The sequence below is a fragment of the Rhodoferax sp. SPJ21 genome, from assembly GCF_058216335.1.
This window is the reverse complement of record NZ_JBYZMO010000002.1, coordinates 1,578,777-1,601,810: the sequence shown is the minus strand read 5'-3', so window position 1 is coordinate 1,601,810 and position 23,034 is coordinate 1,578,777. Positions and strand designations below refer to the sequence as shown.

Annotated in this window: 21 protein-coding genes and 1 tRNA gene; 10 read left to right on the top strand and 12 right to left on the bottom strand. The window is 52.8% G+C overall.

Translation table 11 applies throughout. The features are described from left to right. Positions 1-97 precede the first annotated feature (97 nt). Positions 98-1,132, bottom strand: coding sequence for a response regulator (locus AC4BBN_RS15355; protein WP_490592828.1), 1,035 nt, complete (start codon positions 1,130-1,132; stop codon positions 98-100). Further along, positions 1,122-4,745 carry a hybrid sensor histidine kinase/response regulator gene (locus AC4BBN_RS15350; protein WP_490592827.1) on the bottom strand — a complete coding sequence of 1,208 codons (3,624 nt, stop codon included), beginning with the start codon at positions 4,743-4,745 and terminating at the stop codon, positions 1,122-1,124. The genes AC4BBN_RS15355 and AC4BBN_RS15350 overlap by 11 nt, the downstream gene beginning before the upstream one ends. A 195-nt stretch (positions 4,746-4,940) precedes the next feature. Here AC4BBN_RS15350 and AC4BBN_RS15345 point away from each other — a divergent pair, with 195 nt between their 5' ends. The 10 genes from AC4BBN_RS15345 to AC4BBN_RS15300 all read left to right on the top strand — a co-directional run bounded on the left by AC4BBN_RS15345 (position 4,941) and on the right by AC4BBN_RS15300 (position 11,210). Next, positions 4,941-5,243, top strand: a complete 303-nt coding sequence (locus AC4BBN_RS15345) for an urease subunit gamma (protein ID WP_490592826.1) — start codon at positions 4,941-4,943, stop codon at positions 5,241-5,243. A 30-nt stretch (positions 5,244-5,273) separates the two neighbouring features. Further along, a complete protein-coding gene (locus AC4BBN_RS15340; protein ID WP_490592825.1) occupies positions 5,274-5,873 on the top strand; it encodes a HupE/UreJ family protein in 600 nt (199 codons plus the stop codon). A gap of 12 nt (positions 5,874-5,885) precedes the next feature. Next, entirely contained in the window at positions 5,886-6,191 is a 306-nt protein-coding gene (locus AC4BBN_RS15335) for an urease subunit beta (protein WP_490592824.1), read from the top strand. Continuing rightward, the gene (gene ureC / locus AC4BBN_RS15330; RefSeq protein ID WP_490592823.1) at positions 6,191-7,909 is read left to right on the top strand and encodes an urease subunit alpha; all 1,719 of its coding nucleotides are present in this window, start codon (positions 6,191-6,193) and stop codon (positions 7,907-7,909) included. The genes AC4BBN_RS15335 and ureC overlap by 1 nt, the downstream gene beginning before the upstream one ends. Next, positions 7,909-8,526 carry an urease accessory protein UreE gene (gene ureE / locus AC4BBN_RS15325; RefSeq protein WP_490592822.1) on the top strand — a complete coding sequence of 206 codons (618 nt, stop codon included), beginning with the start codon at positions 7,909-7,911 and terminating at the stop codon, positions 8,524-8,526. Before ureC ends, ureE begins: the two co-directional genes overlap by 1 nt. Further along, the gene (locus AC4BBN_RS15320) at positions 8,492-9,295 is read left to right on the top strand and encodes an urease accessory protein UreF (RefSeq protein WP_490592821.1); all 804 of its coding nucleotides are present in this window, start codon (positions 8,492-8,494) and stop codon (positions 9,293-9,295) included. Before ureE ends, AC4BBN_RS15320 begins: the two co-directional genes overlap by 35 nt. 48 nt (positions 9,296-9,343) lie before the next feature. Next, entirely contained in the window at positions 9,344-9,988 is a 645-nt protein-coding gene (ureG, locus tag AC4BBN_RS15315; RefSeq protein WP_490592820.1) for an urease accessory protein UreG, read from the top strand. A 45-nt stretch (positions 9,989-10,033) separates the two neighbouring features. Then, positions 10,034-10,672 carry a 7-carboxy-7-deazaguanine synthase gene (gene queE, locus AC4BBN_RS15310; RefSeq protein WP_490592819.1) on the top strand — a complete coding sequence of 213 codons (639 nt, stop codon included), beginning with the start codon at positions 10,034-10,036 and terminating at the stop codon, positions 10,670-10,672. A 30-nt stretch (positions 10,673-10,702) separates the two neighbouring features. After that, the gene (locus AC4BBN_RS15305; protein ID WP_490592818.1) at positions 10,703-11,068 is read left to right on the top strand and encodes a 6-carboxytetrahydropterin synthase; all 366 of its coding nucleotides are present in this window, start codon (positions 10,703-10,705) and stop codon (positions 11,066-11,068) included. A gap of 54 nt (positions 11,069-11,122) precedes the next feature. After that, positions 11,123-11,210 (top strand) — tRNA-Ser (locus tag AC4BBN_RS15300). A gap of 69 nt (positions 11,211-11,279) precedes the next feature. Here the strand turns inward: AC4BBN_RS15300 and AC4BBN_RS15295 are convergent. From AC4BBN_RS15295 to AC4BBN_RS15250, 10 genes are all read right to left on the bottom strand, one after another. Then, the gene (locus AC4BBN_RS15295) at positions 11,280-12,419 is read right to left on the bottom strand and encodes a glycosyltransferase (RefSeq protein ID WP_490592817.1); all 1,140 of its coding nucleotides are present in this window, start codon (positions 12,417-12,419) and stop codon (positions 11,280-11,282) included. Positions 12,420-12,450: 31 nt separating this feature from the next. Further along, positions 12,451-13,320 carry an NAD-dependent epimerase/dehydratase family protein gene (locus AC4BBN_RS15290; protein WP_490592816.1) on the bottom strand — a complete coding sequence of 290 codons (870 nt, stop codon included), beginning with the start codon at positions 13,318-13,320 and terminating at the stop codon, positions 12,451-12,453. Continuing rightward, complete coding sequence (gmd, locus tag AC4BBN_RS15285) at positions 13,317-14,360, bottom strand: GDP-mannose 4,6-dehydratase (protein ID WP_490592889.1); 1,044 nt, start codon at positions 14,358-14,360, stop codon at positions 13,317-13,319. Before gmd ends, AC4BBN_RS15290 begins: the two co-directional genes overlap by 4 nt. Before the next feature lie 285 nt (positions 14,361-14,645). Then, positions 14,646-16,901: a glycosyltransferase gene (locus tag AC4BBN_RS15280; RefSeq protein ID WP_490592815.1), complete on the bottom strand. Its 2,256-nt coding sequence runs from the start codon at positions 16,899-16,901 to the stop codon at positions 14,646-14,648. A 17-nt stretch (positions 16,902-16,918) separates the two neighbouring features. Further along, positions 16,919-17,935, bottom strand: coding sequence for a glycosyltransferase (locus AC4BBN_RS15275; RefSeq protein WP_490592814.1), 1,017 nt, complete (start codon positions 17,933-17,935; stop codon positions 16,919-16,921). After that, positions 17,936-19,255, bottom strand: a complete 1,320-nt coding sequence (locus tag AC4BBN_RS15270; RefSeq protein WP_490592813.1) for a glycosyltransferase family 4 protein — start codon at positions 19,253-19,255, stop codon at positions 17,936-17,938. Positions 19,256-19,351: 96 nt separating this feature from the next. Beyond that, positions 19,352-20,263 carry a class I SAM-dependent methyltransferase gene (locus tag AC4BBN_RS15265; RefSeq protein WP_490592812.1) on the bottom strand — a complete coding sequence of 304 codons (912 nt, stop codon included), beginning with the start codon at positions 20,261-20,263 and terminating at the stop codon, positions 19,352-19,354. A 16-nt stretch (positions 20,264-20,279) separates the two neighbouring features. After that, positions 20,280-21,242, bottom strand: coding sequence for a glycosyltransferase (locus tag AC4BBN_RS15260; RefSeq protein ID WP_490592811.1), 963 nt, complete (start codon positions 21,240-21,242; stop codon positions 20,280-20,282). Further along, positions 21,242-21,844 carry a histidine phosphatase family protein gene (locus AC4BBN_RS15255; RefSeq protein ID WP_490592810.1) on the bottom strand — a complete coding sequence of 201 codons (603 nt, stop codon included), beginning with the start codon at positions 21,842-21,844 and terminating at the stop codon, positions 21,242-21,244. The genes AC4BBN_RS15260 and AC4BBN_RS15255 overlap by 1 nt, the downstream gene beginning before the upstream one ends. Before the next feature lies 1 nt (position 21,845). Beyond that, positions 21,846-23,027: a glycosyltransferase gene (locus AC4BBN_RS15250; protein WP_490592809.1), complete on the bottom strand. Its 1,182-nt coding sequence runs from the start codon at positions 23,025-23,027 to the stop codon at positions 21,846-21,848. Positions 23,028-23,034: the final 7 nt, after the last annotated feature.

Genomic DNA, 23,034 nt, shown 5'->3' with positions numbered 1-23,034 from the left:
TCAAAGCCAATCCGCCGTAAAAGCCACATAGAGCTACATTTTTAATAGCATCTAGCGCATTATCTATATGCGCTAGATGCCAATAACGCTTGAAAACCTAGCCCTCAAACTGCGGGTGCAGCTGGCGTATCTTGGTCATGGCCATGCCGGCGGCGGCGGTGCGCGTCTCGACCCCCATCTTCACGTAGACCCGCTCCAGGTGCTTCTTCACCGTGGCCGGGCTGCTGCCCAGGATCTCGCCGATGTCGCGGTTGGTCTTGCCCTTGACCACCCAGTACAGCACCTCGGCCTCGCGGCCAGTGAGCTTGAAGCTCAGGCTCATGGCTTCGATCACGGCGGCGTCAGACACCTCGCGCATCACGATCAGCCAATCGCCGCCGCCCTCGCTGTCGCCGGTTTGCTGGTGCAGGCGAAAGCTGAGGCGGCGCGCGCCTTTTTCAACGCTCAGGCGCGGTGGCTCGATCTGCTGCTGGGCCAGCTTCCCAAGTTCAGGTAGTTGCTGCTGCAGCCAGTCCACCACCGGCTGGGGGGCGAAATGGTGAAAAGGGGGCGCGCTGGTGCCAAAGTAGTCCAGCAGCAGGTCGCGGGCTAGCGCGGTCTGCCACATCAGCTTGCCGTCGCTGGCGCGCACGGTGATGCTGGCGTAGCCAAAAGCGTCCAGCGCATTGCGGGCCTGGCCGGCCTGGTGCACCTGCTGGCGGGCCTGGCGGGCACCTTGCAGATGCACATTCATGCGGGCCAGCACTTCCTTGGGTTTGATGGGCTTGGTGACGTAGTCCACCCCACCCGCGTCCAGCGCGGCCACCAGGTGCTCGGTCTCGGTCAGGCCGGTCATGAAGATGATGGGAATGTGGGCCGTGGCCGGGTTGGCCTTCAGCCGGCGCGCCACCTCGAAGCCGTCCATGCCGGGCATCATGGCGTCCAGCAGCACGATGTCGGGCAGGGCCTGGGCGGCGCGCTGCAAGGCGGCCTCGCCCCGCGTAGCCACCAGCACGGTGTAGCCGGACTCGTCCAGCGCGTCGTGCAGCACGGCCAGGTTGTCGGGCACGTCGTCCACGATCAGCACCAGGTCGCTGTTGCGGCGGTCCAAAGTTGAGCCAAGGGGGGCGGAAATCACAGGCTTAGCGGACATGGGCGACATCAGGGGCCTGGGCCAGCAACTGGCCTATGGCTTCAAACTGGAATTGTTGGGCCAGGGCGCGCACTTCCTGCACCAGGCCCCGGCATGCTGGCTGGGCGGCGTCCAGCGCCGCCAGTTGGTTGAGGATACCCCGGTAGAAGCCGAGTTCGGCCACCTCGCGCAAAGCCTGCAGGCTGGCTGCATCGGGCCAGACACGGGCGGGTGGCGGCTGGGGCGCGGCGGGTGCAGCTGTTACGGCGGCTGCGTCTGTCCACTGCAGGCCCAGGCGGCGCTCCAGCCAGTCCAGCAGCTCACTGTGGCGAACCGGCTTGGTGATGAAGTCTTCGCCCCGGATACCCACGTCGTTGTCCAGCCCCTTGTCGAAGGCGTTGGCAGATACCACGGCAATGTGGATCGCGGCATGACCGTCCACGCGTCCCGCCGCCAGGCCGCCCCAAGGCGGGACAGCCCCCTCGGGGGGCAGCGAGTACACATCAGTGACGAGCGTGGGGGTACGTATTCTGCGTATGGTTTCCCAGCCGTCGATACCGGGCATGGCCAGGTCCATCAGCACCGCATCCGGGGCGTAGCCTGCGGCCAGCAGGTCCAGCGCGTCGTGGCCGCTGGCGGCGGTACGCACCTCGAAGCCCAGGGGCTGCAGCAGCTGCACCAGCAGCTCGCGGTCAGGTTCCTCGTTGTCCACTACCAGCAGCTTGCGGCGCGGCCCCAGGTAGGCGCGGCGCACCCGCGGCGCGGCGGGCGGCAGGGCTTTGGCGTCACCACCGCGTATCTCGGGCAGAAACAGCTTGACGCGGAACACCGCGCCCTGCCCCGGCGTGCTGGTGACGGTCATCTCGCCGCCCATCAGGTCGGTCAGCATCTTGGCGATGGTCAGCCCCAGGCCGGCGCCGGGCGCGCCCGGGTGGGCAGGGGCCGACGAGGTGCCACGCGCAAACGGCTCGAAGATGCGCTCCAGCTCGTCGGCACTCAGGCCCGGGCCGGTGTCTTCGATGTCGATCACCGCCATCTCCAGCGCATAGCGCACACGCAGGCGCACATGGCCGCTGGCGGTGAACTTGATGGCATTGCCCAGCAGGTTGATGAGGATCTGGCGCAGCCGCTTTTCATCGGCGCGCACCTGCTCGGGCAGCACGCCTTGCGGGTCGAAGTGGAAGGCCAGACCCTTGGCGCGCGCCTGGGGCTCGAACATATCGCCCATCTCGTGCAGCAGGTCGGCGAACGGCATGGGCTTGGTGGTCAGGGTCAGCTTGCCGGACTCGATGCGCGCAATGTCCAGCGTGCCTTCGATCAGCGACAGCAAATGCTCGCCGCCGCGCCGGATGACGCTGACCGCCTGCTGCCGGTGCGGCGGCACGCTGGCGTCTTCGCCCATCAACTGCGCGTAGCCCAGGATGCTGTTCAGCGGGGTGCGCAGCTCGTGGCTGATGGCGCTGATGTAGCGGCTCTTGGCCTGGTTGGCCTGGTCGGCCGCACGCTTGGCTTGCTCGGCGATCTGGCGGGCCTGCTCGGCCACCAGCTTGGCCTCTTGCAAGGCCCGGTCGGTCTGCTGGTGCAGGGCGATTTCACGCTGGAGCAGGTGCGTTTGCCGGTTCGATTCCTCTTGCGCCACCTGGCGGCTTTTGTGCGCCAGCACCAGCCACCAGGCCACAATGCCGGCTGTGACGATCAGCGCCATATAGGCTTTGACGAAGCCGGAGCGCAGCGCCTGGCTAGGGTCAAAATCAGCCTCCAGCGCAGTATCTACCAGCGCGCGCAGCTCTTGAAAATATAGCAAACCAAACAAGGTGGCCAGCACCGGCACCACCACCAGCATCAGCAAGATGAAGTGCGCCAGGCCGGTGTCCAGGTAAGGCCATATGCGCTGCGGCAGCAGCCAGCGCAAGGCCGCCGCCCACTGCACCGACAGGCTGGCCTGGGGTTTGCACAAATCGCCACAGCGCGCATCCAGCGTGCAGCACAGCGAGCAGATACTGCCCTGGTAGGCCGGGCAATGGGCCATGTCGGGCGACTCGTATTCACGCTCGCAGATCACGCAGCGCTGCACCTTCAGGCGCTGGTAACTGCCGAATTCCTCGGGGCCTGCAACAACGCTCTTCCAGTCCGACTGCGGGCCGCGCGCAATGTAGTAGCGGCCCTTGGTCCACCAGGCCAGTATGGGCGAAGCCACCAGGGCCGTGCCCAGTGCGATCAGCGCCGAAAACGCATGCGCCAGCGGCCCCAGCAGCCCCATATACGCCACCATAGACAGCATGGACGCCAAGGCCATGGAACCCACACCGACAGGGTTGATGTCGTACAGATAAGCGCGCTTGAACTCAATGCCCGGGGGCGACAGGCCCAGCGGCTTGTTGATGACCAGGTCGGCCACCACCGTCATCATCCAGGCAATCGCCAGGTTGGAGTACAGGCCCAGCACGTCGCCCAAGGCCTCGAACACATTCATCTCCATCAGCATGAAGGCGATCAGCGTGTTGAACACCACCCACACCACCCGGCCAGGGTGGCTGTGCGTGATGCGCGAGAAAAAGTTGGACCAGGCCAGCGAGCCTGCATAGGCGTTGGTGACATTGATCTTCAGCTGCGACAGCACCACAAAGGCCGCCGTCACCGCCACCGCCCAGCCGTATTGCGGGAACACATATTCGTAGGCCGCCAGGTACATCTGGTTCGGGTCCACCGCGCGCTCGGGCGGCACCATATGGGTGATGGCCAAATAGGCCAGCAGCGCTCCGCCCAGCATCTTCACCATGCCCAGCAGCACCCAGCCCGGTCCGCCGGCCAGCACGCCCAGCCACCAGCGCCCCCGGTTGGCGGCGGTCTGCGCCGGCATGAAGCGCAGATAGTCGGCCTGCTCCCCCATTTGGGTGATCAGGGCAATGCCCACGGTGAGAGATGCACCAAATGAGAGCAAATTAAACCCCTCACCCTGGCCGGAAACACCAGCATAGTGCGCAACCGCACCAAAAACGCCCGGCTCGCGCATCCACACATAGGCAAACGGCACCACCAGCAGCGCCAGCCACAGCGGCTGCGTCCACACCTGCAACCGGCTGATGGCAGACACCCCGTGCGTCACCAGCGGTATTACCACCAGCGCGCACACCAGGTAGCCCCAGCGCGGCGGAATGCCCAAGGCCAGCTCCAGCGCATAGGCCATGACGGCCGCCTCCAGCGCAAAGAAGATGAAGGTAAACGACGCGTAGATCAGCGAGGTCAGCGTGGAGCCGATATAGCCAAAGCCCGCCCCCCGCGTCAGCAGGTCCATATCCACCCCAAAACGCGCCGCGTAAATGCTGATGGGCAGGCCCGCCATGAAGATGATCAGCCCCGTGGCCAGGATGGCCCAGAAGGCATTCACAAAGCCGTACTGCACCAGCAGCGTGGCGCCCACCGCCTCCAGAATCAGGAAGGATGCCGCACCGAACGCGGTGTTGGCCACCCGCCATTCGGACCATTTGCGAAAGCGCTGCGGGGCAAAGCGCAGGGCGTAATCTTCCAGCGTCTCGCGTGCCACCCAGCTGTTGTAGTCGCGCCGGACCTTCACCACATGCTGTGGCGCGTCGTTCCAGGGCGTATGTTCGGGGAGGTGTTCAGCTTCTTGCACCGGTGGACCCACGCAGCTTTCAGGCCATGCGCGCGGCCCGCAATGCGCCCAATGGCGTACGCCAGGGCACAGGGATTGCTAGATACTTGCCTAATAATCCGAAGCAACTTTCGCACACCGAGCCCCTTCAGAACCAACGCCCCGTGTTCGGCCAGCCTATGGCGGCCGCACGAGCCAATACTTGAGTGAAACGAAATGGAACTGACACCCCGTGAAAAAGACAAGCTGCTGATCTTCACCGCCGCCCTGCTGGCCGAGCGGCGCAAGGCGCGCGGCCTGAAGCTGAACTACCCCGAAGCCATTGCCTTCATCAGTGCCGCCGTGATGGAAGGTGCGCGCGACGGCAAAAGCGTAGCCCAGCTGATGAGCGAGGGCCGTACCGTGCTGAGCCGCGCCGACGTGATGGACGGCATCGCCGAGATGATCCCCGACATCCAGGTCGAGGCCACCTTCCCCGACGGCACCAAGCTCGTCACAGTGCACCAACCCATTGTTTAACCACCGTTTAACCCACCGGACGCCCACACCATGCGCACGCCCTCCCTACGCACTATTGTTTTGATAGCTTCTGCCGCAGTATCTACGGGCGCCAGCGCCCATTTAGGTACAGATGCCGGAGTCCACCATTCATTCCTGGACGGGCTGGTGCACCCGCTGACCGGCATGGACCACTTGGCCGCCATGGTCGCCGTGGGCCTGTGGAGCGCCCTCAGCGCGACCTCGGCGCGCCGCGTCTGGCTGGCACCCATCGCCTTCGCCGGCATGCTGATGGTGGGCGCGCTGCTGGGTCTGGGTGGCCTGGCACTGCCCGCCGTGGAGCCCATGATCGCCGCGTCCTTGCTGGTGCTTGGCCTGCTGGTGGCGACCCAAACCAAGCTGCCCGGCGTGCTGGCCGCTAGCGTGGTCGGCGCATTCGCTGTGTTCCACGGCGTGGCGCACGGCACAGAGTTGGCCGGTGGCGACAACGGCTGGTTGCCGCTGGTCGGCATGCTGGTGGCGACCGCCGGCCTGCACCTGGCAGGCGTGGGCCTGGGCCTGGCCATGCGCGCACACAGCAACTGGTGGCCGCGTGCCATCGGCGGCCTGGTCACGCTGCTGGGCGGTGCATTTCTGCTGCAACTGGTTTAAGAGGCACAACCCATGACTCCAGGTGAACTCCTCATCGACGCGGGCGAGCACGCCCTGAACACCGGGCGCCGCAGCGTGACCCTGGTGGTCAGCAACACGGCCGACCGGCCCATCCAGGTCGGCTCGCACTACCACTTTGCCGAAACCAATGGCGCTTTGGGCTTTGACCGCGCCGCCGCCCAGGGCATGCGGCTGAACATCGCCTCCGGCAGCGCAGTGCGCTTCGAGCCCGGCCAACAACGCACGGTGGAACTGGTGGATTTTGCGGGCGACCGCACGGTGTATGGCTTTCGCGGCCTGACGCAAGGAAAACTCTGATGGCAACGATAGGTAAACGCGCTTACGCCGAGATTTTTGGCCCCACCACCGGCGACCGGGTGCGCCTGGCCGACACCGACCTGCTGATCGAGGTCGAGAAAGACTACACCCTGGGCGCCGGCGCCTATGGTGAGGAAGTGAAGTTCGGCGGCGGCAAGACCATCCGCGACGGCATGGCGCAAAGCCAGCGCATGAACAGCGAAGGTGCCGTGGACTGCGTAATGACCAACGCGCTGATCCTGGACCACTGGGGCATCGTCAAGGCAGACATCGGCCTCAAGGGCGGGCGCATCGTGGCCATCGGCAAAGCCGGCAACCCGGATGTGCAACCCGGCGTGGACATCATCATCGGCCCTGGCACCGAAGTCATCAGCTGCGAAGGCAATATCGTCACCGCCGGCGGCATCGACAGCCACATCCACTTCATCTGCCCGCAGCAGATCGAAGAAGCCCTGGCCAGCGGCGTCACCACCATGATGGGCGGCGGCACCGGCCCGGCCACCGGCACCTTTGCCACCACCTGCACACCCGGCCCCTGGAACATTGAACGCATGCTGCAGGCGGCGGACGCCTTCCCCATGAATCTGGGCTTTCTGGGCAAGGGCAATGCCAGCCTGCCCAACGCGTTGCACGAGCAGATCAACGCCGGTGTCATCGGCCTGAAGCTGCACGAAGACTGGGGCACCACGCCTGCCGCCATCAGCAACTGCCTGGACGTGGCGGATGCCACCGACACCCAGGTGGCCATCCACTCCGACACGCTGAACGAAAGTGGATTCGTCGAAAACACCATTGCCGCGACCAAGGGCCGTGGCCTGTGCGCCTTCCACACCGAAGGCGCAGGCGGCGGCCACGCACCCGATATTTTGCGGGTAGTGGGCGAGGCGAACTTTTTGCCCAGCAGCACCAATCCCACCATGCCCTACACCGTGAACACGCTGGACGAGCACGTGGACATGCTGATGGTCTGCCACCACCTGGATGCCAGCATCCCCGAAGACCTGGCCTTTGCCGAAAGCCGCATCCGCAAGGAAACCATTGCTGCCGAAGACGTGCTGCACGACCTGGGCGCCATCAGCATGATGAGCAGCGACAGCCAGGCCATGGGCCGGGTCGGTGAAGTCATTCTGCGCACCTGGCAAACGGCGCACAAGATGAAGCAGCAGCGCGGAAGCCTTCCCGAGGACAACAGCCGCAACGACAACTTCCGCGCTAAGCGCTATGTGGCCAAGTACACCATCAACCCGGCGATTGCCCACGGTATCAGCCACGAAGTGGGCAGCATCGAGGTCGGCAAATGGGCCGACCTGGTGGTGTGGAAGCCGGCCTTCTTCGGCGTGAAGCCCGCACTCATTCTCAAAGGTGGCTTCATCGCCATGGCCGCCATGGGCGACCCGAACGCCAGCATTCCCACGCCCCAGCCGGTGCATTACCGCCCCATGTTTGGCGCATTCGGCAGCGCGCTAGCGCGCGGCTCGCTCACCTTCGTCTCGCAAGCGGGTTTGAACGCCGGCATCCAGGACAGCTTTGGCCTGAAAAAGACCCTGAGCGCAGTGAAGAACATCCGTGGCGTGCGCAAGCAGCACATGGTGCACAACAGCTATCTGCCGAAGATGGAAATCGACGCCCAAACTTACAGCGTGCGTGCCGACGGCCAACTGCTAACCTGCGAAGCCGCAGTAAGCTTGCCCATGGCACAACGTTACTTCTTGTTTTAATGCTCCAAACCTCCAAACTCATCCCCCAAGGCAAGGGCCTGGCCCCTGCCCTGCTCAAACGCGCCAGTACCGTGGAGCTCGACTGGGACGTGCGGCAAAAAAGCCGCTTCGACGCCACCGACTCGCTGGGTCGGCAGCTCGGCATCTTCTTGCCGCGCGGCACCCTGGTACGTGGCGGTGACGTGCTGGTGGCCGAAGACGGTTCTCTAGTCCAAGTCCTGGCCGCACCGCAGGCCGTACTGGTGATCACCGCCTGTACCAGCCACGGCTCCCCCTTCGACCTGACCCGCGCCGCCTACCATTTGGGCAACCGCCATGTGCCGATTGAGCTGCAGCCCGACCACCTGAAGATCGAGCCCGACCACGTGCTGGCCGACATGCTGCGCGCCATGCACCTGGACGTGGTGGAAGCCAACGTGGCCTTCGAGCCGGAAGGCGGCGCCTACGCTTCCGGCGGTCACAGCCATAGTCACGACCACGCACATGGCCATAGCCATGAACACGCCCCCGCCACGCGTAAGCCGGTGAACATCCCCATCGCCGCCGCGCCGCATGTGCACGGCCCCGGCTGCGGCCACGACCATGGACATGACCACGGGCACGGCCATTCCCACTAAGCCCATGACCGTGCGCAGAGTCCGCCCACTAACTCCCTCGATACGCCGCCACTCCGCCAAAGCAATTAGCCGCGTTGCGAGCACGCAGGAATCGGCCACGCCCAGCCTGCTGCAGCTGATCTGGCTAGCATCGCCGGCACTGCCCGTGGGGGGATTTTCTTACTCAGAAGGACTGGAGGCGGCGGTAGACCGTGCGGGGGTAGCTACAGAAACAAGAGCGTCCGACTGGCTGGTTGACCAGTTGCATGTCAGCATGGCACGCGGCGACCTGGCTGCCATCGCCAAGGCCATCCCCGCCTGGCGGCGCGGCGCCATCAAGGATGTTGCTGAACTGAACGCATGGGTGCTGCAAACCCGCGAAACCAGCGAATTCCGCGCCCAGGCCGAGCAAATGGGCCGCTCGCTGCTGGACTGGCTGCGCAACCACAACACCGCCAGCCCCGAACAAATTGCGGCCTGCGCCCAGATGCAGCCCACCTACCCCATCGCCTACGCCCTGGCCGCCTCTGCCACCCAGGCACCGCTGCGCGACTGCCTGCTGGCCTACGCCTTCGGCTGGGCCGAGAACATGACCCAGTCGGCCATCAAATCCGTGCCCCTGGGCCAAAGCGCCGGCCAGCGCATACTGGCGCGCCTGGCAGCCGACATCCCCGCCGCCGTGGACCAGGCCATACAGCTCCCAGACAGCCAGCGCCAGGCGTTCTCGCCCATGCTGGCCATTCTCAGTAGCCAGCACGAAGTCCAATATTCAAGGCTTTTCAGGTCCTAGCGCTTATTCTGCCTGCGCAAGCAGCTCTTATTTCAATAGCAAAACACCATGTCTTCTCTGCACCATATCGCCAACCGCACCAAAAAACTCCCGCCCCTGCGCGTCGGCATCGGCGGCCCCGTCGGCTCCGGTAAAACCACGCTGCTGGAAATGCTCTGCAAGGCCATGCGCGACAAATACGACCTGGTGGCCATCACCAACGATATCTACACCAAGGAAGACCAGCGCCTGCTCACCGTTAGCGGCGCCCTGCCCGCAGACCGCATCATAGGCGTGGAAACCGGCGGCTGCCCGCACACCGCCATCCGCGAAGACTGCTCCATCAACCTGGAAGCCATCGACCGCATGCTGGTGGAACACCCGAACGCCGACATCGTGTTTGTGGAAAGCGGTGGCGACAACCTGGCTGCTACCTTCAGCCCCGAGCTGAGTGACTTGACGATCTATGTGATCGACGTAGCCGCAGGCGAGAAAATCCCGCGCAAAGGCGGCCCCGGCATCACCAAAAGCGACCTGTTCGTCATCAACAAAACCGACCTGGCGCCGCACGTGGGCGCCAACCTGGAGATCATGGAATCCGACACCCGCCGCATGCGTGGTGCAAAGCCGTTTGTGATGACCAACCTGAAAACCCTCACGGGTCTGGCCGAGGTGGTTTCCTTCATTGAGACGAAAGGCATGCTGGCCCAGTAAAATCAAGGGCTTAGCAAGTTTCACCGCGCACAGCGGTGCTCACACATGGCCTATAGCGTCAAAGAGATTTTCTACACCCTGCAAGGCGAAGGCGCCCAGGCAGGTAGCCCCGCCGTGTTCTGCCGCTTTGCCGGCTGCAACCTGTGGACCGGCCGCGAAAGCGACCGCGCCACCGCCGTATGCCGCTTCTGCGATACCGATTTTGTGGGCACCGACGGCACCCTAGGTGGCAAGTTCACCACCGCCGATGACTTGGCCGATCTCATCGAGGCCCAATGGCCCGCTGGCGAAACCCAGAACCGACTGACCGTCTTAACCGGTGGAGAACCCCTGCTGCAGGTAGATGCAGAACTGATCGCAGCCCTGCACGCCCGCGGCTTTCGCATCGCTGTGGAATCCAATGGCACCGTCCGCGCCCCCGAAGGCATAGACTGGCTCTGCATCAGCCCCAAGGCGGGCGCACCCTGGATACAGCAACAAGGCCAGGAATTGAAGGTGGTATGGCCGCAACCCGGCCTAGACCTAGACACTCTGGCCCGCACCGGCGAATTCACCCATCGCTTCCTGCAACCCATGGACGGCCCCGACCAATTGGCCAACATGGGCCTTTGCATAGACACCTGTATGCGCCAGCCCACCTGGCGCCTGAGCATCCAGACCCACAAAATCAGCGGCATCCGCTAATCCAATCCCCTTTTGTTTGCGAGTACCCCTATGCAGCTGACCATCAGCCAACGCTTCTATTTCGACGCCGCCCACACACTTCAACGCGAAATTGAAACAGCCGGTAGCCGCCGTATCCACGGCCACACCTACCATGCAGAGGTTAGCGTGACCGGCCCGCGCGATCCGGTGAATGGCATGGTGCTGGATCTGGGCTTTTTGCGCCAACGGTTGGAGGGCGTGCGTGAGCAACTGGACCACCATTTGCTGGACGAGGTACCCAAGCTGGGGACGCCGACCCTGGAAAACCTTTGCACCTTTATCGCCGAGCAACTGGCCGACGTTCGCCCCAAAGTGAGTCGCGTACGGGTGTGGCGTGACGCATTGGGTGACAGCTGTGTCCTGGATCTAATCTAAATCGCATCCATTGGATCCTTTTGGGGTAATTACCAGGGTTAGAATAATCGGGTAGGAAGCTTGGCAGAGTGGTCGATTGCACCGGTCTTGAAAACCGGCAAACCGAAAGGTTTCTAGGGTTCGAATCCCTAAGCTTCCGCCAATACAACCCAGCGGCTGGGGTGTCATTCAGCTGCTCCAGATAGAACCACCGCACAGCACTCCCCTCACATTACGACGTCGAAACCAAAGGGGATTTGACTTCTCGGTACAAATCAAAATAAGCGCGCCCCAGTGCTGCGCCCGAGAATAAATTTTCATATCTTGCTCGTGCTGCAATACCCATCGTCTTGGCCAACACTGGATCTCCAAGAATACGGTTGCATGCGTTAGCAAGCTCAGACGGACTTTCCGGTGGTACGACGAACCCGGTAACTCCATCCAAATTAACATACGACGTGCCCGATCCAACTTCGCAGCACACCATAGGCCTGGAGAACATGGACGCCTCCACCAATACCATGCCGAAGGCCTCAGAGCGTAAGTGCGAGGGCAACACCAACGCCGTACATTGACGCAAAAGCTCGGTTTTTTGCGCTTCGGTCACTTGGCCTGCAAAAACAATGTTTGTTACGCCGAGCTGCCGTGCAAGCTCCTTAAGGTTTGCGTCTTCCGGCCCGGAGCCAGCAATGACGATGTTTCCATTAATTTGACGCGCTGCGTGTATCAGGGTGTGCAACCCCTTGTAATAGCGCAGCACCCCCAATGCCAACACAAAAGGCGTGTATCCCGCAAAGTCCGCACTGGCAAACTGTCCCTCAAAGCCGGGAGCGGCCTCGGGCTTATCAACAATACCCAAAGGAATGGTGCGCAAGCGCCCCGACGGCACATCGCGGGTCAATACAGAACTAGTTTTCGCGTACGCAGGAGAGGTTGCGATAACAGCAGACATGGCACGCATAGTGTGCCGCATCAATGGACGGTACAGCCTGCTCAAAACTTGTTGCCGCACTATGTCTGAGTGATATGTCATTACCGCGGGCTTGTCCGAAGCCTTGAACATGTTCAAGACATCCGCAAATGGCCACGGATAGTGCAAATGAACTACATCTGCCCACTTCTGTAGACGATAAAACTCCACAAAGGAGTCGGCCCCACCCAAATCGCAAGATGCGGGCGCTGCCCAAGAAAGAGAGCGTACAGTAATAGCCTCAGGCCGGACCAAGCGCTTTGGATTAGGCTGAGGAGACAGAGTAAACACTTTTGACGCTACCCCAAAAGAGCCCGTAGCAAGGCATATCTGCCTAATAGCCTCTTGCAGACCGCCCGGTGGATCCGGGAAATACGTCCGATAGACGTGAAGAACCTTCATGGTGGCCGAGATAACATGTTAACTATCAGGATTACTCAACACGAGCCGCCACCAACATGCTTTGCAACGTATCTTCCAAGGTTGGCACAGTTAACTCAACACAATGCTGCGCCAAGAGTGCCCACAGCTTATCAGGGCTGCCGCACAAACGGTGCAACTCATTGAGTCGCACAAAAGCGGGGTTAACCTCTACCTTAAGCGTATGTCCGGATATGCGGGAAAGCGCCTCAAGCACGTCCACCAACGCATAGGGTTTGCCCGAACACACGTTGTAAATCTCTCCCGGCTGCCCGTATTGAAGCAGCGCCAGGTAAGCATTGCAGACCATTTGGACATCATTGAACTCACGCTCTATCTGCAAATTACCTAGACTCACACTGTTCGCCCGCCGTGCAAAGTGTTCCACCAGCTTGGGAATAACAAAGTTAATGTGCTGCCCAGCCCCTGTGTAGTTGAACGGCCTGGTGATGACAATGGGGAGCCGGTCCTGGAAGGTGAGCGCCATGTGTTCCATGGCTAGCTTGCTGCTCGCGTAGTGGTTCAACGGAGAGGGTAATTGGCTTTCAACAATAGGAGAGTTGATGCAATTGCCATACACATTGGCACTGCTCGCCAACAACACACAGCGCGGCTTGTGTGTGAGTTTGACCAAGGCATTGAGCAAATTGGTAGTGCCAACCACATTAACGGCATAAAACGCCGTGTCGTCCGCATGCCCTACGAAACTTATACCCGCCAAATGCACAACGGCATCGGGCTGTGTATCCATAACAGCATTTTGTACGGCCGACAGATCTGTCAAATCGACCCTACACACCACGATCTCATGCCCAGCACCTTGCGCAAGCTTGGCAAAGTGCAGACCCGTGAAACCACTGGCTCCGGTCAACAGAATTTTCAAAACGAAAACCCTTGCTCATTACGGCGCAAGTCAGCAGCAACCATCATCTGACACAACTGCTCCAACGTTGTTTTGGGCTCCCAGCCGAGCTTGGCCTTAGCCTTGGCAGGATTACCAATCAACAACTCTACTTCCGCCGGGCGGTAGTATTTTGGGTTAACGCACATTACCGTTTTGCCCGTTGCAGTGTCCACTGCAACTTCGGACTCTGCTGAACCTCGGAACTCCACGGTGATACCTACGCCCTTAAAGGCCATTTCAACAAAGTCGCGAACGGTCTCGGTACGGTTGGTTGCCAACACGAATGTGTCTGGCTCATCCACCTGCAGCATACGCCACATACCCTCAACATAGTCCTTGGCAAAGCCCCAATCGCGTTTGGCATCAATGTTGCCCAACTCAAGGCAGTCCAATTTCCCCAGCTTGATCTTTGCCACAGCATCGGTGATCTTGCGCGTTACAAACTCGCGCCCACGCAATGGACTTTCGTGATTGAACAAAATACCGCTGGAGGCAAATATGTCGTAGCTTTCACGATAATTGACTGTGATCCAGTGCGCATATAGCTTGGCGACACCATAGGGGCTACGAGGCCAAAAAGGTGTTTCTTCAATTTGCGGAATAGCTTGCACCTTACCGAACATCTCAGACGTACTGGCTTGGTAAAACTTGGTCTTCGGGCTTACCAAGCGAATACCCTCTAGAAGGTTCAAGGCCCCCACACCTGTGATCTGAGCCGTGGTTGCGGGCTGGTCAAAACTCACACCCACAAAACTCTGCGCAGCTAAGTTATAGACCTCGTCGGGCTGGACTTTTTGCAGCAAATTGATGATACAGCCGGGGTCGGTCAAATCGAACTCAACCAAGTGAAGATTGGGATGATTTTGGATACCCAGCTCTTCCATCCGCCAAAAATTCACGGAACTGGTCCGGCGGTAGGTGCCGTAGACGGTGTAGCCCTTTTCAAGGAGTAATTCGGCGAGATAGGCACCATCTTGGCCGGAGATGCCGGTGATGAGTGCAGTAGTTTTTGTATTCATTAATTGAAAATTGAAAGAGGTCACGACGGAACCTTGAAACGATGATCCATTGACGTTAGTCGCGTGAAGAAATAATTTTATAGTAAGCGTGTATGTGTGATATTCATTTGATACGTTGCAAACCGCACCGAAGAGAAAGATAAACTCTCATTATTTATACATATACCTTAAGCCAATAATTAATTTATTATAATATTCACAAATAATGCAAAGCCATAACAAACCTCGTAAACAACGGTGCGAGCAACCGGTTGCGATAGGTTTAGGAAGCTAATGAATTAAAGCTTAAATTTTATTGATTTTTAGTCCGAGAATGATTCCACTGAGACGCTTGGACAGAGATGAGTAACGATGTTGATCACGCCAGGCTTTGGCTTTTTCGGTATGGGCTTTAGCCAAGTTAGTGTCCATTTCAATTTGCGTCAATACTTCCCAAATGCGATCTGCAAGTTGCTCTGGCGCGTGCCCGTCGACTCGCCAAACGGTATCACCCAATTCCTCAAAAATGGGAAGATCCGTCACCAGAGTCGGTCTGCCGCAAGCTAAACCATACCTGACGGCACCACTGGCTGACTCAGAAGTCGGATGATAGGCAAAGATGATCAGATCTGCATCCTGGAGTTGGGCGAGACTTTCTGCATCTGGTAAAAAGCGAGACTCCACTTTGACCTGTTGTTCCAAGCCCAGCGTTCGCACTTGCTGACGAAGTTCTTCCGCCAGTACATGAGAAAAATCAACCGGATACTCTGCGTTGACCATGTTTAGATCCACTCGTTTTCCCTGGTCACGAAGCAAGCCAACGGCCTGCAGAACCTCAGGCAATCCTTTGTGCGGGAGACAAAATCCGTACGTTGCAATCGTCGGGACATGACCAAGCTCTAGTGGCGGTGGTTCTGGAATTTCCAGAATCCCATGAGGAAACAGGGTCAGTTTGGGTTCAAGCCCGAACGCTTTCATACGGTTCATATCAGCGATCGAGTGCACCAGCAAACGGTCACAAAGCACTAATGCTTCGGCGTAATTTTTCATCCTTTTCGCGGGTGCTTGAGGTGGGTCAATCGTTGCGTGCAGGTCGACGATCAATGTCCGTCCCGCTGCCTTTTGGCCCCTAACAAATTCAGTCAACTTTTCATGATTGAAGAACCCGAAGTTAAACTGAATAACTAATGTATCTAGTCCGAGCAGATCAATCTGGATAGACAAATCTGTGAAATCCTCCTCATCGGTAAGGCTCCAGCAACGTTTACAGTTGGCAGCATCCTCACCCAAGATCATTGCATCTCTGGCCGCAAGAATCGTGGGGGACCAGTCAAGGTTGTGCAGCAGATGTTCTGAATAAGTAGCAATTCCGCATTTCACATTCCACGTAGATATCCAGCCTATCTTGGGTTCAACCGAAGAGGGTGCGACCTTTGACTGATGATAAAAATCAATCAGCCGTTGGGCTACCTTTGCCCATGTGAAATTTTCATATAACAACGCCCGACCTTTGCTGGCCATCAAGGTACGCTGATCTTTGGTAGTGCCTCGCGCTGCAAGCATGGCTTGGGTTAATGCTTTTCTATCAATCGCAGCCCATGCGGACGGCAGCAAGTTGAAGTGGGTTTTCGCCTGCTCAAACTGAAAATCAACTAACCATGAATTTTCAGAATTACAAAAATCTAACTGGCCGGACCAAGCCGTCGTTATTACTGGCAGTCCAGACAACATAGCCTCAGCGAGCGGTAAACCGAATCCTTCGGCACAACTAGGAGCTACCAACACATCACACCGTTCGTACAAAGCCTTCAAATCTTCATCAGATAGGTCATCTTCAAGAAGCACTACATTAGGATAATTTGGGTTAATTTCTCGATGCCGCCGTAACAAGGTATGGACCTCATTATGTGGATTTGAAAATGTTTTAATAACTAAGGAAACATTATCTGTATTTGAAAATGCATTCCCATAAGACTCTAGTAATGCTTCTGGTCCTTTTCTTGGAAAGAACGACGATACATGCAAAAAGCAGAATTTCTTGGCCGAGTAGCCGCCAAGAAGATCCCGTCCGCTGGAAAAAATTCGATCCCAATGATCAACACCGCATCCAGACACAGCCATTGGAAGCATAACCCCATTGTTCTGCATTACCGTATACACATGCTGTGACAAACAAGTTAAACCTTGCAGATGCGTATTGAAATCCTCAACCCAACGTCTTGGAAAGCCAGTCTCCTCCCAAGCGTAAGAATGCATAAAATTTTTTCGTCCATCCATGTCAGCAACACGCGGCGGATAAAGATTTCTACTCAAGACATCAGAGTCACCAGCCATCAACACATCCGCACGCTTATGCATTGCTTTTAAATCATCATTACACAACAAAAATTCATCAGATGGAGGAAAGTCACCGGGGCCTTCTGTGGAGTGCAATGCAACATTAACACCAAGAATTGTTAAAGCCCGTGCGATTTCTCGATTAAGCAAAGCAAGGCTATAACTGCTATCAAATGGCCCTTCAATGCGCCAATTAATACAAGGCGTAGAGACTAAATTCTTCATATACGGAATATAAATGATCAACCAATTTTCAACTGACAACCTGCGAGTCTAGAATAAGCATCACCAACTAATTTATCAACAACAATATCCCAAGTGTAGTTTTCTTTAATTAATTTAAAAAGATCAGTTGTCACCATATTTTCAGAAATAACACGAATACCTTCTTTCATTGATTCAACATCAAAAGGATTCACGTAAGTAACAGTATCTTTGAAATAATCTTTTGTTGAACCCAAGTACGTAGTCAAAACTTTAGCACCTGCGGCAGCAGCCTCTAAACTAGCAATACTAGGAGTTTCAATTATGCTTGGCATAGCAAAAAACTCACAACCCGCCATTGCAGACCGCAACATTACAGAACCCGGTTTCTGGGGAGGAATAAGACGCAACTGCTTACCACCTTCCAAAATACAGGCATCAGCATACCAATCCTCTCTAATATGTCCAACCGTTACCAGTGTCAAGTCAGGAAATGATTTAAGCGCCTTGAGAAAAGCTAATTGATTCTTTCGTTGCTCAATATTGGCAACGTTCAATATAAATTTCCCAGTAATTCCATATTCTTGACGAAAAATATCTGGCGATATACGATCAAAAAAAACAGAATCCGCAGCATTCGGAACTACTGATATTCTTGTTGAATCGATCTTCATTAATCGAACAAGTGCTTCTTCTTCAGAAAATGAATTTACAACCATCAAATTGGAAAGCCAAAGAATAGTTTTTACTTCTTCGTAAACATCTGATTTCCTCCACCCTTCAGGGTCAGGCCAAAAATTAGGGCTTAAAACAATAGGGATTCCTCTAATTGCCTTCACATGTTTTAAAAAATCTACGCTACTAGGCATGCATCCAAAATAATGCATTATTCTCATATCAGAAAATTCTGGTTTCCACGGATCAAATTTTGTTACATTAAGCGTCGGCCATTTATGCTGCCCGCGACGAATGGCATCGTAATAATTCTGTAGTTGTCGCTCTCCGCCACCCGGTGTATCAAAAGCCCAAGGATATGTACATAATGAAATATTCATTTATACCAATTCCAAATTTTTCGTATAGCATGTACGAAAATTTTTAACATCAATTTCACTCGGGGATACTGATAATTTCAAACAATCCAGTTTTTCAAGCATTGAATCACATGAAGGTAATTTTGATTTACTATTTTCTTGTCCCTGCAATTTATATCTGTTTAAATTTAACGACTCCATCGCATTTAAAGCTGTATAAGCAGTACGCTCCCATGTAAATTTTCCTACTTGCATACGTGCGTGATTTATAAGTTTTTCTCTAAATTTAGTGTTTGTTAAAACAGAATATAATTTCTCTGCGATGCTTGAGGGTAATTTGGGATCAAAAAGAGCTTCATCCAATCCGTGAGCCTCCGGAATACTTGTGCAATTGGATGCGATTACAGCTGCACCACAAAGCATCGCCTCAAGGACAGGCAAACCAAATCCCTCGTGCAAAGAAGGGAAAACATAAGCTCGACAAGATCTATACAAATATGCAAGTTCAGAATCCGTCACATAATCTGTGAGTATTAACTGCGAAGCATCTATTCCAAAAGTACCAGCCTTCCAAATAATTCCTTTAGCATATCCGTCAGGAAGCTTGCTTGCAATAACAAGTTTATGTTCATTCCTAACATTAATCGGCAATAAGGCATAGGCTTCAAGCAATTTATCTAAATTTTTACGCGGATCAAAACCACCCGGCGCATAAAGCAAAAAACCAGGCGAAACTCCAAACTTTTCGAGTACAGATTCTGATTCATTCAAAAGCTCTACACTAGCAAAAAAATCCTCATTAACAGCCGAAGACATATTTACAACATTCGCATTTGGTATTTCTAATACCCTCAATGCCTCTTTCCTTGAAAAATCTGATATTGCCAATAAAAGATCCGCGCACCGGATACTTTCTAGCTTATTTATATAATATTCACGAAATTTATTGTCTAACATATACACATCTGACATTACATAAGGTATCAAATCATAATGTGTAAGTGCGGTTGGCACGTGTATACCCAAGGCACCAACCGATGCAACCGTGTCATCATCCCAGCCATCTGCCAACAACGTTGAAACGTGTATAACATCTGGCAATAAAGATGCCAACGCGTGCTCTCTCAATAATCTTGAAGCCATTTGTCGCCAATGATTTTCCGGCTCACGTGCATGACAATTATTTAGTATATGAAAATCAAAAAATTTTAAAGAAAAAGAATTATTAAAAAATGATAATCTAATCTGCTTTGCCTCTTCAGGAAAAGCACTACTTAACGCAATTATTACCTCGTGACCTCGCGCTATCAACTGAGGCACAATTTTTTGAGCAAAAGACATTGAGTACCGGCCAATCCCTCGAAAGCGACTACTGGATTGACAAGCTTGGAGGTCAAGTACTACACGCATTTAATTAAACTTTCTTTTATTCAAAAATTACTTTCTACTTGCTATAAATATAGTGCCTCGCTCTACTATCGGGAATGAATATTTCCTTACCACCCACCCATAGTGCGCCATCGTTTCTCGAAAATAATTTTCTTTGAAACCAAGTTCTAACCATTTGAAATTTCGACTTGCCCACACGCTTTCACCATCGAACTGCACTCCCCATGGCACAGGAAAGTCCTCATATATAGGTTCACCCGCAAATACAATTATTCCGAGTTCGGTCAACCGATCCTCAAATAAAGAAATTAGTTTCTGATGATCTGAACAATGATGAAAACACTCTTTAAACAATAGTGCATCATATTTTTCATTCAATTGTTCGATAGAAAAAAAATCACCGCATATAGTTTTAATAGGTGTTTCAAAATTTTTCGTACGTCCATTAACAATATCCAGATATCTATGCTCAATATCAATGACCGTAGTTTCGTATCCCATCCTACATAAATTTACAGCTGTATTTCCCCACCCTGCACCAAACTCAAGAATTTTTGCGCCAGGTGTGAGTCGCATTAATTTTATAATCAATCCAATCATTATTATTTGATCAGATACAGTTGAGAAACTTTTTGTATAAAATGGAAATGGCGTAACAATAGACTTTTCAACATTAATAAAATTAGAAAGTTCATTTTTTATTTCATATGGCACACCTGATATTTTTTCATAACAAGAAAATTGCCATTTTTTATACTCACTAGAGAATGGGTCCCTAGGCATACTTGAATAATCAAAATCAAATTTATATGTTTTAAATACTGCCCTAAGTGCATCATCAGAGATGGACAATGCAGCATCACATTCTTTTAAATAAGCATTTAAATCTACAATAGAATTTATATTTTTAATCTCGACAGCATTATTTTCCGGCTCTATATTGTCAAAAAACGCAACCATGATAACCCTTTAAACATTAATTACCTAATGGTAATGTATTAATAAAATCCGCCACTTGACTAACCGCTGTTGCCTGATCGAAAAGATGAAAAATTTTTGAACTCACGGCATCATTAATAGTTAGTGCAGTAATCGCTTTGGATATCTCGTCAATATTCAGAGGATCAACCATAGTACAAAAATTCCCAATTACCTCTTCCGACCACTCCGTTTTACTCAACACCAATGTACAACCCGCCGTTGCAGCTTCCACCGCAGATGTGCCGGGAAAATCTAAAGGCAACTCTATAAAAACACTACTATTTTTCAATGCTGAAATATGTAGATCCGAACCAAATGGCATTGCTGGGATGAAATGTATATTTGAACTTGCTTCCCGTTTACACAAATTCATATAAGCAATATCTCTTACTCGTCCAGATATAACCAAATTAAGATTTAAATCTTTAAATGCTCTTACTGCGGAAATTTGATTTTTTTGTGGTTCTATAATTCCAGGCCAGATAGCGTATTTATCCAATCCATAAGACTCTCTAAACACATCTGAGACATCTTTACTTCGAAATCGACGTGAAATAATACATTCAGATCGAATTACTGCCTTTCTTCCCAGATCAAAATATTCACGAAAATGCTTTTCCTCTGTTTTTGATCGAAATACTACAGCCTCAAAATATGAAAGTAGCAATTCAATGCTTTGCAACTGCTCAGCCAATGGATCTGATACGAACCATAGATTTGGCCAAAGTATTAATTTTATGCCTTCTTCATGTAACGCTTGCAACAAAATCTCAGATCCTCTAACCGTTGAGAAATGTATAGCAGCATCATAAGTATTTATCTCTCGTGATGTAGGTCCATAAATATCTACAACAATTCCAGAGTCTTCCAATGCTTCCTTTAAAAGAAACATTTCTCGCTCCCCACCTCCCTGATGAAGAAATGCACTCGGAAATGTAGTAAGTAAAACCCTCTTCATCACTGCACTCCAATCAAGCCATGTAATTCTACGTGCTCGTATCGCTCAACTATTCCACTATTTAAGTCAAAAAATAAATAGTCACAATTTCCTATCAAAAAATCAGGATAGTCCGACAAGCTCAAGCGAAAAATATATGAATATATTGAACGCAAAGTTCCCTCATGCCCAACAATTAATATGTTTTCGTTAAATTTCCATAATTTTTCATGCTCCTTGAACCATTCGGATACTCTAGTTACCATTTCACGAAAAGTTTCACCTTCCGGATAACGTAATTCAGGATGCAACCAAGGTTTTCGAAAACGCTCATCTCTTTTCCATAATTCAGGAAGTGTTATATGGCTAACACTTCCCGTATTGAGCTCTTTTAATTCTTTACAAATTTTTATTTCGAAATTTCTTTCGAAAAAAGGAACTGTACTTCTCGCCCGCGAAAGTGGTGATGAATAAATATAATCAAACCTTATTGCCTTAAGGTGTGCGGAAATTATTTCAACTTGCTCACAACCTTTTGTAGACAATGGATACTCACTTGCCCCGCAAACCAGCATACGCTCATTTGCAACACTAGCACCGTGTCTTAAAATATAGATTTTCACCTCAAAATCCATACATATTACTTACACCAACCTCATAATCTATATGGCGATTACTCATATCGTCGGGATATGAGAAATTTCCGCCAATTAAATCCAACCGTGCTTTCATTAATTTACCTATCGCACTAATGGAGAAATCACGTTGAATACTTTTTCGTGATCGTATTGCTCGAAGAACCCATTTTTTATGATTTTCAACTAGATCCTTAAATCCATCAATAGCGTCATTCATATCTGGCTCAGCCCATACATCATCAATGCGATAGCGAGGCCTGTTATGTCCTACCTCAACCAAATCATAAGAAACCAATCTAGTTTCCGCAGCGTTACAAAAATCCATATTACCAGAGTATCCTGTTACCAAAACCGGAATTCCTCTACTCATTGCATCCGAAATTGTCAAACCAAATCCTTCTGCTCGATGGAGAGATACATAAGCATCAGCATCAGCATATAGTTGAGATAATTCATCATTACTCAAATATCCGTCCACAATAATTACATTTTTGTTATTTTTTGAAATTAATTTTAATTTACTAGAAAGCTCATGATCAAAATCTAAATTTCTAGTTTTCATAATTAGCCTTACATTAAGATTTCCAGCATGGGCTTCCAAAAAAGCTCTGACCGTAAACAATGGGTTTTTACGTTCAGCGTCACTGTAAACGTCAAATACGGCTAGAAAATTAAATTCAGTAAAAACATCCCCCTTACCAATAGCTAGCATTCTTTTAGTAATTTTATTTATTTCTATAGGATAAGGTATTTTTATTACAGGTATATTTGCAGATTGTGAAATTGCACTTTGGCAAAGCGAGGATGGCGTCCAAATTTCATCAAAAAACTCTAACTGCCTAGCCCATTGATTTGGTATGCTTTTCATTTCATGAACCCAAAAACCAATGTTATAAAAATCTTTTAACGAATCCTCGCCTAATCTGGAAAAATACAGAGGTACTCTTCTTGCATTAAAATGAAAAATATTTATTCTGTACTTCAAAGTTGAAATAAGATTATCATCCACAGTTCCATAATTAATATTCTGATTAGGTTTTGGTCGCGATAACAAATGTATATCATGAGCTACTTTTGAAATTTCCAAGCATGCAATATTTAAAGACGCAACACGGCCTATACTATCTTTCGCTTCAAAAGGCCCAAAAAAATTAACGCCATTTTTCATGTATCTG

What these genes read in the sequence shown, in the direction of transcription:
- AC4BBN_RS15355 (WP_490592828.1), bottom strand. Translation starts at nt 1,132, where the DNA reads ATGTCCGCTAAGCCTGTGATTTCCGCCCCCCTTGGCTCAACTTTGGAC.
- AC4BBN_RS15345 (WP_490592826.1), top strand. Translation starts at nt 4,941, where the DNA reads ATGGAACTGACACCCCGTGAAAAAGACAAGCTGCTGATCTTCACCGCC.
- AC4BBN_RS15340 (WP_490592825.1), top strand. Translation starts at nt 5,274, where the DNA reads ATGCGCACGCCCTCCCTACGCACTATTGTTTTGATAGCTTCTGCCGCA.
- AC4BBN_RS15335 (WP_490592824.1), top strand. Translation starts at nt 5,886, where the DNA reads ATGACTCCAGGTGAACTCCTCATCGACGCGGGCGAGCACGCCCTGAAC.
- ureC (WP_490592823.1), top strand. Translation starts at nt 6,191, where the DNA reads ATGGCAACGATAGGTAAACGCGCTTACGCCGAGATTTTTGGCCCCACC.
- ureE (WP_490592822.1), top strand. Translation starts at nt 7,909, where the DNA reads ATGCTCCAAACCTCCAAACTCATCCCCCAAGGCAAGGGCCTGGCCCCT.
- AC4BBN_RS15320 (WP_490592821.1), top strand. Translation starts at nt 8,492, where the DNA reads ATGGACATGACCACGGGCACGGCCATTCCCACTAAGCCCATGACCGTG.
- ureG (WP_490592820.1), top strand. Translation starts at nt 9,344, where the DNA reads ATGTCTTCTCTGCACCATATCGCCAACCGCACCAAAAAACTCCCGCCC.
- queE (WP_490592819.1), top strand. Translation starts at nt 10,034, where the DNA reads ATGGCCTATAGCGTCAAAGAGATTTTCTACACCCTGCAAGGCGAAGGC.
- AC4BBN_RS15305 (WP_490592818.1), top strand. Translation starts at nt 10,703, where the DNA reads ATGCAGCTGACCATCAGCCAACGCTTCTATTTCGACGCCGCCCACACA.
- AC4BBN_RS15295 (WP_490592817.1), bottom strand. Translation starts at nt 12,419, where the DNA reads ATGAAGGTTCTTCACGTCTATCGGACGTATTTCCCGGATCCACCGGGC.
- gmd (WP_490592889.1), bottom strand. Translation starts at nt 14,360, where the DNA reads ATGAATACAAAAACTACTGCACTCATCACCGGCATCTCCGGCCAAGAT.
- AC4BBN_RS15280 (WP_490592815.1), bottom strand. Translation starts at nt 16,901, where the DNA reads ATGAAGAATTTAGTCTCTACGCCTTGTATTAATTGGCGCATTGAAGGG.
- AC4BBN_RS15275 (WP_490592814.1), bottom strand. Translation starts at nt 17,935, where the DNA reads ATGAATATTTCATTATGTACATATCCTTGGGCTTTTGATACACCGGGT.
- AC4BBN_RS15270 (WP_490592813.1), bottom strand. Translation starts at nt 19,255, where the DNA reads ATGTCTTTTGCTCAAAAAATTGTGCCTCAGTTGATAGCGCGAGGTCAC.
- AC4BBN_RS15265 (WP_490592812.1), bottom strand. Translation starts at nt 20,263, where the DNA reads ATGGTTGCGTTTTTTGACAATATAGAGCCGGAAAATAATGCTGTCGAG.
- AC4BBN_RS15260 (WP_490592811.1), bottom strand. Translation starts at nt 21,242, where the DNA reads ATGAAGAGGGTTTTACTTACTACATTTCCGAGTGCATTTCTTCATCAG.
- AC4BBN_RS15250 (WP_490592809.1), bottom strand. Translation starts at nt 23,027, where the DNA reads ATGAAAAATGGCGTTAATTTTTTTGGGCCTTTTGAAGCGAAAGATAGT.